Source organism: Longimicrobiaceae bacterium, from assembly GCA_035936415.1.
GTDB lineage: Bacteria > Gemmatimonadota > Gemmatimonadetes > Longimicrobiales > Longimicrobiaceae > JAFAYN01.
The window spans coordinates 1-13,471 of sequence record DASYWD010000383.1 but is presented as its reverse complement, the minus strand read 5'-3'; the positions used below and the strand labels follow the sequence as shown (position 1 = coordinate 13,471).

Annotated in this window: 13 protein-coding genes and 1 pseudogene; 8 read left to right on the top strand and 6 right to left on the bottom strand. The window is 73.4% G+C overall.

Annotated elements, in window-relative coordinates; genetic code table 11:
• The 4 genes from VGR37_15515 to VGR37_15500 all read left to right on the top strand — a co-directional run.
• Nucleotides 1–280 (top strand): TolC family protein (locus VGR37_15515; GenBank protein ID HEV2148812.1); only part of this gene is annotated, 280 nt, incomplete at its 5' end.
• Nucleotides 277–1,569, top strand: coding sequence for an efflux RND transporter periplasmic adaptor subunit (locus tag VGR37_15510; GenBank protein HEV2148811.1), 1,293 nt, complete (start codon nucleotides 277–279; stop codon nucleotides 1,567–1,569). The genes VGR37_15515 and VGR37_15510, both read left to right, overlap by 4 nt.
• 6 nt (nucleotides 1,570–1,575) lie before the next feature.
• The gene (locus tag VGR37_15505; protein HEV2148810.1) at nucleotides 1,576–4,752 is read left to right on the top strand and encodes a CusA/CzcA family heavy metal efflux RND transporter; all 3,177 of its coding nucleotides are present in this window, start codon (nucleotides 1,576–1,578) and stop codon (nucleotides 4,750–4,752) included.
• Nucleotides 4,753–4,796: 44 nt separating this feature from the next.
• Nucleotides 4,797–5,270, top strand: a complete 474-nt coding sequence (locus VGR37_15500; GenBank protein HEV2148809.1) for a hypothetical protein — start codon at nucleotides 4,797–4,799, stop codon at nucleotides 5,268–5,270.
• A gap of 11 nt (nucleotides 5,271–5,281) precedes the next feature.
• Here the strand turns inward: VGR37_15500 and VGR37_15495 are convergent, their stop codons facing one another.
• Complete coding sequence (locus VGR37_15495) at nucleotides 5,282–5,767, bottom strand: DUF2243 domain-containing protein (GenBank protein ID HEV2148808.1); 486 nt, start codon at nucleotides 5,765–5,767, stop codon at nucleotides 5,282–5,284.
• Nucleotides 5,768–5,897: 130 nt separating this feature from the next.
• Between VGR37_15495 and VGR37_15490 the strand changes: the two genes are divergently transcribed.
• The gene (locus VGR37_15490) at nucleotides 5,898–7,358 is read left to right on the top strand and encodes a rhodanese-like domain-containing protein (GenBank protein ID HEV2148807.1); all 1,461 of its coding nucleotides are present in this window, start codon (nucleotides 5,898–5,900) and stop codon (nucleotides 7,356–7,358) included.
• Nucleotides 7,359–7,586: 228 nt separating this feature from the next.
• A complete protein-coding gene (locus VGR37_15485) occupies nucleotides 7,587–9,542 on the top strand; it encodes a hypothetical protein (GenBank protein ID HEV2148806.1) in 1,956 nt (651 codons plus the stop codon).
• A gap of 4 nt (nucleotides 9,543–9,546) precedes the next feature.
• Here the strand turns inward: VGR37_15485 and VGR37_15480 are convergent, their stop codons facing one another.
• The 4 genes from VGR37_15480 to VGR37_15465 form a co-directional block, all read right to left on the bottom strand.
• Nucleotides 9,547–10,071 (bottom strand): hypothetical protein, encoded by a 525-nt coding sequence (locus tag VGR37_15480; protein ID HEV2148805.1) that lies wholly within the window; start codon nucleotides 10,069–10,071, stop codon nucleotides 9,547–9,549.
• 104 nt (nucleotides 10,072–10,175) lie between these two features.
• Complete coding sequence (locus VGR37_15475; protein HEV2148804.1) at nucleotides 10,176–10,523, bottom strand: DUF6665 family protein; 348 nt, start codon at nucleotides 10,521–10,523, stop codon at nucleotides 10,176–10,178.
• Nucleotides 10,524–10,657: 134 nt separating this feature from the next.
• A complete protein-coding gene (locus tag VGR37_15470; protein ID HEV2148803.1) occupies nucleotides 10,658–11,164 on the bottom strand; it encodes a GNAT family N-acetyltransferase in 507 nt (168 codons plus the stop codon).
• A 102-nt stretch (nucleotides 11,165–11,266) separates the two neighbouring features.
• The gene (locus VGR37_15465; protein HEV2148802.1) at nucleotides 11,267–11,650 is read right to left on the bottom strand and encodes a hypothetical protein; all 384 of its coding nucleotides are present in this window, start codon (nucleotides 11,648–11,650) and stop codon (nucleotides 11,267–11,269) included.
• A gap of 201 nt (nucleotides 11,651–11,851) precedes the next feature.
• On the opposite strand from VGR37_15465, the gene VGR37_15460 reads away from it, so the two are divergent.
• Entirely contained in the window at nucleotides 11,852–12,757 is a 906-nt protein-coding gene (locus VGR37_15460; protein ID HEV2148801.1) for an EamA family transporter, read from the top strand.
• 58 nt (nucleotides 12,758–12,815) lie between these two features.
• Nucleotides 12,816–13,037: pseudogene (locus VGR37_15455) on the top strand (DUF2442 domain-containing protein).
• Nucleotides 13,038–13,126: 89 nt separating this feature from the next.
• Here the strand turns inward: VGR37_15455 and VGR37_15450 are convergent.
• The coding region (locus VGR37_15450) for a hypothetical protein (protein HEV2148800.1) at nucleotides 13,127–13,471 on the bottom strand (345 nt) is incomplete at its 5' end.

Below are 13,471 nucleotides of genomic sequence, written 5' to 3'. Positions count from 1 at the left end.
GCGCAACCGCGTCCGGCTGGAGGTGGCGCGCCTCCACTCCGAGGCCGAGCGCGCCCGCTCGCAGCTGGCGCTCTACGCCCGGTCCATCCTCCCGCAGGGGCGGGCGGCGGTGGAGGCCGCGACGGCCGGCTACCGCGCCGGCCGCACGGAGTTCAGCAGCGTGCTGGAGAGCCAGAGCACGCTTTTCGCCTACGAAATCGCATACGTCCGCCTGCTCTCGGAGTTCGCGCGCACGGTCGCCGAGCTGGAGCGGGCCACGGGCGGGGAGGTGCTACGATGAGCCGGAACCCCTGGACCCGCCTTTCGCCGCGGAGGCGCCTGCTCGCCGCCGCCCTGGGCGCGCTCGTCCTGCTGGTGCCGCTGGGCGTCTTCTTCCTGCGGGACGGGGCGGACGAGCCGCGCCGGGAACTGCGCGCGGCCGACCTGAAGGGGATGGAGGGGATGGCCGGGATGGAGGGGATGGACATGAGCTCCGACGGCCCGGTGCACCTCACGGCCGCCCAGATGCGGGAGTTCGGGATCACTTTCGGCACGGTGGAGCAGCGCACGCTGGAGGAGGCGATCCGCACCGCGGGCTCCGTCACCTACGACGAGACCCGCATCGCCGAGGTCGCGCCCAGGTTCGGCGGCTTCGTGGAGCGCCTGTACGTGGACTTCACCGGACGGCCGGTCCGCCGCGGGGAGCCGCTCCTGGAGATCTACTCGCCGGACCTGGTGTCGGCGCAGCAGGAGCTGCTGGTGGCCGCGCGCCTGCAGCGCGCGGGCGGGGCGGACGTTCCGGGGATGCCGTCCGACGGGGGCGACCTGGTCCGCGCGGCGCGGGAGCGCCTGCGGCTCTGGGACATCTCGGACGCGCAGATCGACCGCGTGCTCCGCACCGGGCAGGTCCGCCGGACCCTCACGCTGCACTCCCCGGTCAGCGGCGTGGTGGTGGAGAAGCCGGTGGTGCGGGGCCAGGCCGTGCAGCCGGGGCAGACGCTCTACACCATCGCCGACCTGTCGCGCGTCTGGGTGGAGGCGCAGGTGCGCGAGGCCGACGCCGCGAGCGTGCAGGTGGGCTCGCCCGCGACGGTGGAGTTCGCGGCCTTCCCGGGGCGCCCGCTCTCCGGCACGGTGGAGTACGTGTACCCGTCGCTGGAGCCGGAGGCGCGCGCGCTCCGCGCCCGGATCGCCCTGCCCAATCCGGACGGCCGGCTCCGCCCCGGGATGTACGGCACCGTGCGGCTCTCGGCCCCGTCCCGGGTCGCGCTCACCGTCCCCACCACCGCCGTGGTGCGCACCGGGGAGCGCTCCGTGGTCTTCGTGGACCTGGGCGGCGGGCGGATCCTCCCCCAGGAGGTGGAGACCGGCCGCACCGCGGGAGCGCTCACCGAGGTCCTGGCCGGGCTGGAGCCCGGGCAGCGGGTGGTCACCTCCGCGCAGTTCATCCTGGACTCCGAGTCCAACCTCGCCGAGACCATGCGCAGCATGATCGGGATGACCGGCTCCGGCGACATGGCCGGGATGGAGGGGATGGACATGTCGGGCGGGGGGATGCAGGGGATGGACATGTCCGGCGGGCACAGGTAGGCGGCCATGCTCAAGCGCATCATCGAATGGTCGGTGGGGCACCGCCTGCTGGTGCTCCTCGCCACCGCCGCGCTCACCGCGGGCGGGCTCTGGGCGATGCTCCGCACCCCGGTGGACGCCATCCCCGACCTGTCGGACGTGCAGGTGATCGTCATGACGGAGTGGCCGGGGCAGGCCCCGGAGCTGGTGGAGGACCAGGTCACCTACCCGCTCTCCACCGAGCTGCTCAAGGTCCCGGGGATCCGGCTCGTGCGGGGGATGAGCCAGTTCGGCCTCTCCGCGGTGTTCGTGGTCTTCGAGGACGGCACCGACCTGTACTGGGCCCGCAGCCGCGTGCTGGAGTACCTGAACGGCGTCCGCGACCGGCTCCCCGAGGGGGCCATGCCCATGCTGGGCCCGGACGCCACCGGGGTGGGGTGGGTGATGCAGTACGTCCTGGCCGACACCACGGGACGGCTGGACCTGGCCCGGCTCCGCTCGCTCCAGGACTGGACGGTGCGTCCGGCGCTCACCGCCGTCCCGGGCGTGGCGGAGATCGCCTCGCTAGGGGGCTTCGAGAAGCAGTACCAGGTGGAGGCGGACCCGGCCCGGCTCCTCGCCTACGGGATCCCCATGTCCCGGGTGGTGGAGGCCGTGCAGGCCTCCAACCAGGACGTGGGCGGGCGCGTGCTGGAGCTGGGCGGCACCGAGTACGTGGTGCGGGGCCGCGGCCGGTTCCAGGGAGTGGAGGACATCCGCGCGGTGGGGCTGGGCACCGGCCCCGGGGGGGTGCCCGTCACCGTGGGCGACGTCGCCCACGTGCAGCTGGGCCCGGAGCTGCGGCGCGGGATCGCCGAGCTGAACGGAAAGGGCGAGGTGGTCACCGGCTTCGTGGTCATGCGCTACGGCGAGAACCCGCTCGCCGTGATCGAGCGGGTCAAGGAGAAGATGGAGGAGGTCGAGCGCTCCCTCCCCCCCGGCGTGGTGTTCGCGAGCGGCTACGACCGCTCCGGCCTGATCCGCGAGGCCATCGCCACGCTGCGCGAGAAGCTGGTGGAGGAATCGCTCATCGTGGCGCTCGTCACGGTGATCTTCCTCCTGCACGCCCGCAGCGCCCTGGTGGCCATCGTAACGCTCCCCATCGGGATCCTCATGGCGTTCCTGGGGATGCGGGCGCTGGGGCTGGGCGCCAACATCATGTCGCTGGCGGGGATCGCCATCGCCATCGGGGCCATGATCGACGCGGCCATCGTGATGGTGGAGAACCTCCACAAGCACATGGAGCGCAACGAGCGCGAGGGGAAGCCGCTCGGCCACTGGGATCTGGTGGTGGAGTCGTCCAAGGAGGTGGGGCCGGCGCTCTTCACCTCGCTCCTCATCATCACCCTGTCGTTCCTCCCCGTGTTCGCCCTGGAGGCGCAGGAGGGCCGCCTCTTCAAGCCGCTGGCCTGGACCAAGACGCTCGCCATGGCGTCGGCGGCGCTCCTCTCCATCACCCTGGTCCCGGTGATGATGGGGCTGTTCATCCGGGGCCCCGTGCGGCCGGAAAAGGCCAACCCGGTGAACCGCGTGCTGATCCGCGCCTACCGGCCGGTGATCCACTTCGTGCTGCGTCGCCGCTGGCCCGTGATCGGCGCCGCAGCGGCCGTGCTGGCGCTCACCTTCGTCCCCTGGAGCCGGCTGGGGAGCGAGTTCATGCCCCCGCTGAACGAGGGGAGCGTCATGGACATGCCCTCGCTCTTCCCCGGCGTGGGCTCCGGGCAGGCCAGGCAGATCCTCCAGCAGAGGGACCGCGCCCTGGCCCGCATCCCCGAGGTGGAGACGGTGCTGGGGAAGATCGGGCGCGCCGAGACGGCCACCGACATGGCGCCGCTCTCCATGATCGAGACAACGGTGATCCTGAAGCCGGAGCGGGAGTGGCGCCCCGGCGTGGACTACGACTCCATCGTCTCGGAGATGAACCGGACGGTGCAGACGCCCGGGGTGGCGAACATGTGGTCCATGCCCATCCGGAACCGCCTGGACATGCTGGCGACCGGGATCAAGACGCCGGTGGGGATCAAGGTCTTCGGCCCGGAGCTTGAGGAGCTGGACCGGATCGGCAAGCGGATCGAGGGGCTGCTCCCGCAGGTGGAGGGCACCGCCTCCGTGTTCGCCGAGCGCGCCGTGGGCGGGCGCTACCTGGACATCCGGGTGGACCGCGCCGCCGCCGCCCGGTACGGGATGACGGTGGACGACGTGCAGATGGCCGTGATGGCGGCCGTCGGCGGGATGCCGGCGGGGCAGGTGGTCGAGGGGCGGGAGCGGTACTCCGTGCTGGTGCGCTACCCGCGCGAGCTGCGCGACTCGCCGGAGAAGGTGGCCGGGATCCTGGTAGCGACGCCCGCGGGGGCGCAGGTCTCGCTGGGGGAGCTCGCCTCCATCGGGGTGGTGAAGGGCTCCACGCTCATCAAGTCCGAGAACGCGTACCTGAACAACGTCGTGTACGTGGACGTCCGTGACCGCGACGTGGGCGGCTACGTGGCCGACGCCCGGCGTCTCCTGGAGGAGAAGCTGGTCCTCCCGGAGGGGTACCGCCTGGAGTGGTCGGGGCAGTTCGAGGCCATGGAGCGGGCCAACCGGCGGCTCATGGTGGTGGTCCCCATCACCCTGGCCATCATCTTCCTGCTCCTGTACTTCCAGTTCGGCAGCGTCGCGGAGACGCTGGTGGTGATGCTGTCGCTCCCCTTCGCGCTGGTGGGCGGGGTGTGGCTGATGTGGCTGCTGGACTACAACCTGAGCGTGGCCACCGGGATCGGCTTCATCGCCCTGGCGGGGGTGGCGGCGGAGACCGGCGTGGTGATGCTCCTCTACCTGGACCACGCCTACCGCGACCGCCTGCACCAGGGGCTGCTGCGCGGTCGCGCCGACGTGGACTCCGCGGTGGAGCACGGCGCCGTGGAGCGGGTGCGCCCCAAGATGATGACGGTCATCGCGACCATCGCCGGGCTGCTCCCGCTCATGTGGGGCACCGGGGCGGGAGCGGACGTCGCCAAGCGCATCGCCGCGCCCATGGTGGGCGGGATGGTGAGCAGCACCCTGCTCACCCTGGTGGTGATCCCCGCGATCTACTCGCTCTGGAAGGAGCACGAGGTCCGGCGCGCCGCCGACCCCGCCCCCCGGGAGCGGGTCCCCGCCGGGGCGCTGCACCCCGCCGACGGCTGAAGCGCGCAATCCATGAAGCTCGACCCACGTTCACAGGGAGACCCATGATGAAGACGTACTTCCGCACCCCGCTCCTCGCAGTCGCCCTGGCGGCGGCCGCCTGCGCCTCCGACGAGCCGCGGGAGGAGGCCGCCCCGGCCGAAGCACCGCCCGCCGCCGGGGCGGGCATGCCCGGGATGGAGGGAATGCACGGGATGCAGAACGGCGGGACCATGCAACAGATGCAGGCCCACATGCGCACCATGCACGGGGCGAGCGGCGACAGCCTGCGCTCGATGCTCCCCATGCACCGGCAGATGGCCGCGAACATGATCGCCGAGTTCAACCGGGAGATGCGGGGGATGAACATGAGCGGCGACGCGGCCTGGAACGCCACCGTGGACTCGCTCCGCCAGGACCTGACCCGGATGCCGGAGATGGCTCCGGCGGAGCTGCAGTCCTTCATGCCGGCGCACGACGCCCGGCTCACCCGGCTCATGGAGATGCACCGGGCCATGATGGCGGACATGCAGATGTAGCCGGGCGGCCACTACGTGCCGGTGCGGGGCGAGCGCGACAGGAGCCAGCCGAGCGCGACGAGCCCCACGCCGCCCACCGCCAGGAAGATCCAGTCGTAGGCGGGGACGTGCACGGGGACGTCGCGCACGTGGTGTATGCCGAGCAGGTGGTGGTCGATGGTCCCCTCCACCAGGTTGAAGAGGCCCCACCCCAGGAGCATCTGGCCCGTGAATGCGCGCCCGTCCGGCAGCGGCACCCCCGCGCGGGCATCGCGCAGCAGCAGGTAGGCGCCGGCCACCGTGAGGGCGAACGACAGCACGTGGAACCAGCCGTCCCACACCATGTTCCGCCGCATGGCCTCCATGGTGTCCGGCGGGAGCACGGCGGAGCCCATGTTGTGCCACTGGGCGATCTGGTGGAGCGCGATCCCGTCGACGAAGCCCCCCAGCCCGAGCCCGAGAACGATCCCGGGGGCGGTGCTGCGGCGGCGGGCGGGCGAGGTGCGGCCTGCGGGCATGGAGGCGGTCTCCGGAGCGGGTGAGGTGCGGCCGCGTGCCACTCCGCAGTCGCACACCCGGCGGCGGGTGTTGACACGGTAGGCCGGGGCAGAGGACATTGCCGTTCACGGCTACGGCGAGGAGGATGCCATGATCCTGAAGCGGTTCTACGACGACAAGCTGGCGCAGGCGAGCTACCTGATCGGCTGCGCCGCGACCGGCGAGGCGCTGGTGGTGGACCCCAACCGGGACGTGGGCGCGTACGTCCGCGCCGCGGAGGCGGAGGGGGTACGCCTCACCCACGTTACGGAGACGCACATCCACGCGGACTTCGTCTCCGGTGCCCGCGAGCTGGCCGAGCGCACCGGGGCGAAGCTCTTCCTTTCCGACGAGGGCGACGAGAGCTGGAAGTATGCCTTCGCCAGCGACTACGACGCCGTCCTGTTGAAGGACGGCGACACCTTCATGGTGGGCAACGTCCGGATCGACGTGCTGCACACCCCGGGGCACACCCCGGAGCACCTCTCCTTCCTGGTGACCGACACCGCGGGCGCGGACCGGCCCATCGGAATGCTGACAGGGGACTTCGTCTTCGTGGGCGACGTGGGCCGCCCGGACCTGCTGGAGAAGGCGGCGAAGGTGGAGGGCACCATGGAGGCCGGGGCGCGAACCCTCTTCCGCAGCCTCGAGCGCTTCAAGGAGCAGCCGGACTACCTGCAGGTCTGGCCCGGGCACGGGGCCGGCTCGGCGTGCGGCAAGGGGCTGAGCTCCATCCCGCACAGCACCGTCGGCTACGAGCGCATGTTCAACCGGGCGCTCTCCATCACGGAGGAGGACGGGTTCGTGCGGGCCGTGCTCGAGGGGCAGCCGGAGCCGCCCCGGTACTTCGCCGAGATGAAGCGCATCAACCGGGAGGGCCCGCGGGTCCTCGGCGGCCTCGAGCGCCCGCAGCGGCTCCCGGAGGGGCGGCTCGCGGAGCTGCTCGGGGAGGGGGCGCTGGTGGTGGACACGCGCCCCGCCGCGGAGTTCGCCGCGGGTCATGTGCCGGGCACGATCAGCATCCCGCTGAACCGCTCGTTCACCACCTGGGCCGGGTGGCTGGTCCCCTACGACCGCCCCTTCTACCTGCTGGTGGACGACGCGGGCCCGGGGGCGGTGGACGAGGCCGTGCGCGACCTGGCGATGATCGGGCTGGACCGCGTGGCGGGCTGGTTCGGCGCGGACGTGGTGGCCGCCTGGGCGGCCGGGGGGCGCGAGCTGCAGACCACCCCGCAGATTACCAGCGCGGAGCTGGCGCAGCGGATGGGCGGGGGAGGCGTGGCGGTGCTGGACGTGCGCGGGGCGGCGGAGTGGGAGGCGGGGCACCTGCCCGGGGTGCCGAACCTCCCGGTGGGGTACCTGGCCGACCGCCTGGACGAGGTCCCGCGGGACCGCCCGCTCGTGGTGCACTGCCAGGGCGGGGCGCGCTCGGCGATCGCCGCCAGCGTGCTCCAGGCGAAGGGCTTCCGGGACGTGATCAACCTCGCGGGCGGCTACGCCGACTGGCAGGCCGGCGGACACCCGACCGAGCGCTCCGCGGCGGAGCCCGCGCCCGCCGGGGGCGATCGGTGATCCGGGCGCGGGCCGCCGACCGGGTGGCCCCGCCATTGCCGTGTCCCTCCTCCGGATCTCTTCCGTCACGCCCACCCCCGGGTGCCGATGCCGCGTCTTTCCCCGGCGGCCCTGTTGATCGGCTGCCTCGCGGTCGCCTGCTCCGGCCCGCCGCAGCCGAGTGCGTCCAGGGCGCGGGACACGTTGCCTCCCCGCCCGCCTTCCGCCGCGCGCCCGGCCGAGCCGGCAGTGGATTCCGCCGGCCGGACCGTCGCGAGCGTCGGCTTCGGGCGGGTGCTCCCGGACGACGAGGTGCAGGAGCTCCTCCGCCGCTACGACGTGCGTCCGTTCGTGGTGTACCTGGGCGTCGCCGGGATCCCGGGGATCCACGAGGTGCCGGTGGAGGAGGCGCGCCCGGAGCTGGTGGCGGAGGCGCGCCGCAGGCGGGCCGAGGAGTTCCGGGAGGCCCCCTGCCACATGCTCGCGCGCACGCGCATGACGATGCGCTCGGAGCGGGACGTCCGCCCGGCGCCGGGGGACCGCGACCCGGCGAGCCGGATGCGGCTCGCGGAGATGGAGCGGCTCCGCTCCGCGCCGGAGCGCCTGCGGCGGGGCGAACCCGCGGTCTACGGGCTCCGGGTGGTGGGCCGGGTCGAGGAGCTGCGGCGGCTCGCCAGCGATCTGCGGGTGCGGGAGTTCCACTGGGCGTGGTGGATGGACAACGGAGGGCGCCGGGAGCTGTACGCGCCGGGGATCAATTCGCCGCCCGAGGTGCAGCGCCCCCCCATTCCGCCGGAGATCGAGGCGCTGAGCAACGAGGAGGTGCGCTCTCGCCTGGAGCGGATCACGCGTGAGCCGCCCCCGGAGTGCCGGGAGCCGCTGCGCAACATCGAGGCGAACGAGCCCGCCGTGCGCCCGGAGCCGGTCCCCGGGACGCCGGGTGCCTACGCCGCTGCGGGGCTGGTCTTCCACGCGGAGTCCCACCTCGCCGCGGAGACAGGTGCCCGGGTGGAGGCCCCCGGCGCGCAGGCGCCGCAGACGGTGCACGTCGCGCTCACGGTGAGCAACCCGTCCCGGGAGCGGATCGAGACCGGGATCCGCGGGTGTACGGTGCTGCTGCGCGCCTACCGGACCCCGGCGAGGACGGGGGAGCCGGCGTGGGACGAGAGCCGCGGGATCGGGTGCGCGCAGGCTCCCATGCGGCTCGCGCTCGGCCCCGGCGAGTCGCGTACGTTCGGGCGCCAGGCGGACGTCTGGCGCATCCTGGGCGAGTCGCTCCCGCCGGGGCGCTACGCCCTGGCGGTGCTCTTCCGCCTGGCGGACCGCACGCTGGAGATCCCCGCGGGCGAGGTGGAGCTCTCCCCCCGGCTGGAAGGGCTGGCCTTCCGGGCGGAGACGCGGGTGAAGGGCCGGGAGCTGCACGCGGAGGCCAGCGTCACCAACACGACGGCCCGGCCCGTCTACGTGGAGTACGGGGCCTGCGCGCTGCACCTGCGCGCCTACCGGACCCCGGCGCGCGCCGGCGAGCCCGCGTGGCGCTCGGAGCGGCGGGAGCCCTGGGAGGGGACGATGGGGTACGCATGCCCCTCGTACCTGGCCAGCCATACCCTCGCCCCGGGGGAAACGTTCAGCCCGAAGGAGCTCCGGCTGCGGGTCCCGCTGGTGGAGGTGCTCGGGGACTCCCTCACGGACGGGCGCTACTACTTCACGGCGAGCCTGCGCCTCAACTTCCGCCCCACGCCGGAGTTCCCGGCGGGGAGCGCGGAGCTGTCGCTCCCGCGCCCGACGCTCCCCTCCTCCCGGACCGCCGACTTCGTGACGTACCGGGCGGCGACGGACGTGGTCTCCACCGCCCCGCGTACCGTGCGGACCCGGGTGACCGCCACGCTCACCCATGCCGGGAGCTCCCTGCTGCGCTACTCGGCGGACTGCCCGCTGGTGGTCCATGCGTACCGCGACCGCGCGCGCCGGGACGCTGCGCCGCGCTCGGGGGAGCCGGACTGGAAGTCGGAGCGGAGCTGCGGTCCCGGACTGCAGCAGATGACCCTGCACCGGGGAGAGTCGCGGACCTTCGAGGTGCGGGCGACCGCGCGCGAGATCCTGGGAGCGGGGCTTCCGCCCGGACGCTACTACTTCGCGGCGGTGGTGGGCGCGGAGGGGAGGAGGGTGTTCCTTTCGGCGGGCGAGGCGGAGCTCGCGCGGTGAGCGGCTACGTGTACGCTCCGCAGAAAGCGAGGCAGAGCAGGGCGTACAGGGCCGCCGCCCCCGTCGCCGCCCCCGCCGCCGAGCCGACCAGCGCGCGGTTCATCCGCTTGCTCCGCACCGCGTCGGTGTAGGCCCTCCGGTAGCTCTCCGCATACGTGCTGTCCGCGTCCGCCAGCAGCGCCCGCTGCTCGGAGGACAGCCGCACCCGGCTGTTCGCCGCCGCTGCGGCCACGCCGAACGAGGCGCCCGCCCCCAGGACCGTGGCGGCGGCGAGGCCGTTGTCGTGGGCGCCCTCCACCGCCGCGAGAGCACCCGGACCGGCGGGAAGTCCGGCGAGGAATCCGGTCCAGAACCAACCTGCGGCAGGCGTGCGCCGGGCGGCCCGGGCCCCGGCGTCCTGGGCGCGAAGCTCCAGCGTGTCCGGAGCCGGCTGCAGGAGCGAGGGTGGAGCCTCCTGGGCACCGAGCGGGGAGACGGTCGGCGCGAGCGCGAGGACGAGCGCGAGGAGAGCCGCGGCTGCAGTGCGCATGAGCTGGGTCGAGGGGGAAGGGAGTCGCGGACCCGGACGGCGGGATGACGCACCGGACCCTCAGCCGGTCACGCGGAGCGGCCGGGAGAGCCGGCGCGCGCGGCCTACGGCGCGCGCCCCTCGGGCGGGATGGAGGCGAGACCCATGCGGAGGTACACCTCGCGGGGCACCCGGAACTCGCGGAGAACGCTCTCCACGTCCCGCATCCCGCACGCCTCGCGCTGGACGACGTAGTACCAGAGCGCTTCGCCCGCGGCAGCGACCAGCCGCCTCCGCTCGGCCGGGGCGTCCCCGCCCGGCTGGGGCTCGGTCCCGAACGCCTCCAGGCGGGCGAGCGCCTCCCCCAGGCGCGTCGCCATGCGCGCGAGGGCCGCCGCCTTCTCCTGCACGATCTCCGCCTGGACGCTCTCGAGGTTCCTCGATGCGTGCCGGGAGAGGGGTGTGTCGGGCATCCGCATGCTGCGTGCTTCCGTGCGGGCGACGGGACGGGCGGGGCGCGCCGGGCACGGCACGCACCCCCGTAGGCTCCGGCTGCATACCCGTGCGGACCGACGCGGGTCCGCCACCCGGACCGGAGCCGTTCGGCTCACCGGAGCCGCAGGTTCATCAGCTCCACGTCGTGGAAGCGCCCCTCGACGCACAGGCTGCGCGGCTCGACGCCGTACGGCACGAACCCGGCGCCGGCATAGAGGCTCCGCGCCGCATCGTTGCCGACGGTCACCATCAGCGACACCTCCGAGACTCCCCACTCGCCGGCCACCGCGAGCGCCCGGTCCAGCAGTGCCCGCCCGAGCCCCCGTCCCTGCGCTTCCGGCGCGACGTACATCGCCGCGATGCTCGCCCGGTGCCGCATCTTGGCCTTGCCGGGGCGGACCAGCGTCGCCATCCCCACGAGCCGGTCCCCGTCGAACGCGCCCAGGGTCACGTGCTCGGGCCCCGGGGCGACCTTCCGGGCCGCCTCGGCCAGGGAGCGCGCCCGTTCTTCCTCGTAGGAGGTGGCGAACGCTTCCGGGTGCTCCCGCAGCGCGCGCAGGCGCAGCTCCACGTAAACGGGGGCGTCGCCGGCATCCAGGACGCGGATCTGTGCGGGCATCGGACACCTGCCTCCGGGTTTGGAAGGGGATCTCCGCCCACCGGACGGGGGGAGACGCGCACGCGCTCGGGGACCAGGGCTCGGGAGCAGACCGCGTCTGCGCTACAGCCGGACGACCTCCGCGCGGATCCTGTCCGGCCGGAAGCCTCCGCCGCGGCGCGCCTCCAGGTGCCACCAGTAGACGATCGCCTCATGCTCTCCGGGCTCGTAGCCGGTGATACGGGAGTACGGGATCCGGCGCCGCTGGTTCGGGGCGATGCCATCGCATTGCGCGGGATCGGTGCAGGGGGCCCAGTTGATCAGGGCGGCGCTGCTGCGCTCCACGACGAAGGTGTAGACGGTCTCTCGCGTGTGGTTGCCCAGCTGCAGCGATCCGCCCTCTGCCTCGATGCTCAGCGGACCCTGCAGGCGGAACTCCGTAGGGCTGATGCAGGCCGGCAGCACGGCGAGGGCGAGGACGAGTGCATGAACGCGGATCGGTCGCACGGGAACTCCGGGGCATGGGTGAGGACGCCACATCCAACGGGAACACGCATCGGTGTGCCCGGAGGTCACACCGGACGCGGTGTCTCTCGGCTGCCGCGGGACGAGGACCGGGACCGGGGCACATGGGCGGCATCGGTCGGGTGCAGCAGGGCAGGGTGGTGCCCGGCAGGGCCCGCGCCCCTATGTTCTCCCGGACCCGCGGTGCGCGGGAAGACGTCGTTCCCGATCGGGCGAGGCATGGGGTACTTCTACGTGTTCTGCGCGGGCGTGCTGTGGGGGCTGCTGGGGCCCGTCTCCCGCGTGGCGCTGGACGCCGGGCTGGGGCCGCTGGAGATCGCTTTCTGGCGCGCCGCGATCGCGGCGGGGCTCTTCGCCGCGCACGCCGGGCTGCGCCGCCGGGTGCGGGTGGCACGGCGCGACCTCCCGGCGGTGGCGGGGTTCGGGCTGGTGGGGGTGGCGTTCCTGTACGGGGCGTACTTCATGGCCGTGCGGGAGGGCGGGGCCGCGCTCGCCTCGGTGCTCCTCTACACCGCCCCGATGTGGGTGGCGGTCCTCGCCTGGCTCTTCCTGCACGAGCGGATGGGCGCGCGGAAGCTCGCCGCGCTGGCGCTGGCGTTCGCCGGGGTGGCGGGGATCGCGCTGGGGTCCGGAGACGGCGGGGTGCGGATCACCCCCGCGGCGCTCGCGTGGGGGCTCGCCTCGGGCGGGGCGTACGCGCTGTACTACCTCTTCGGCAAGCGCTACTTCGCCCGCTACGACGCCTCCACCCTCTTCCTGTACGCGCTCCCCGTCGGGGCCCTGGCCATGCTCCCCTTCGTGGACTTCGCCCCCAAGACCCCGGAGTCGTGGGCCGCGCTGGCCTTCGTCGCCGCGGTGCCCACCTACGGCTCGTACCTGCTCTACGGCGCCGGGCTCAAGCGCATCGAGGCCACGCGCGCGGCGACGGTCGCCACGGTGGAGCCGGTGGTCGCCGCCGTGGCGGCGTACTTCGCCTGGGGCGAGCGCTGGAGCCCGTCCGGGTACCTGTTCGCGGGGCTGGTGCTGGCCGGCGTCCTGCTGATGGTCTCCGAGCGCGAGCCCGGCGCCCCTCACCCGGAGCACCCGTGACGGCCCACTCACCTGGGAGGTCGAGATGTTCCTCCATGTGACGTGAGTAGAGGTACTCCGGGACTACCGCCTGCGAGTGGAGTTCAGCGACGGTACGGTCAAGGACGTAGATCTATCCGACGAGCTGTACGGTGAGGTGTTCGAGCCGTTGCGCTCCTCCGACCTGTTCGGACAGGTGGTGGTGAATCCTGAGACGTGTACGATCGAGTGGCCGAACGGTGCGGACTTCGCCCCCGAGTACCTGCACGAAGTCGGCGTCGAGGTGCAACGCGTCGCGTGACGGTACCGCGACGTTGAGCCGGCCGCAACGAGAGCGGCCCCCGCGCGTGCGGGGGCCGCTCTCGTCATCGGTCCGTGTACGACGATGGGCTACGGCTTCGCCGGCTCGACGCGGTAGACGCGCCCGCCGTGGACCACCGCCACCCGCTCGCCTAGGGCGAAGTAGCGGGCCAGCTCCGGCTCGCGCTTCAGCAGGTCGAAGTACGCTTCGCTCCCGAACTCCAGGCGCGTCTCCGGCAGCGTCCCGGCGGACTCCAGCTCCGAGTCCGTCCACACCTCGTCGCGCAGGTAGAAGGTCTTCCGCCCCACCGTCTGCACCGCGGCGGAGGTGACCGTGATCCCCTCCAGGCTGAGCGCCTCCTGCTGCGCGCGGGCGGCCTTGCTCGCCTGCACCGCGCCGGCGCCGGAGACCGCCGTGGGAGCGGACGGGGGCGG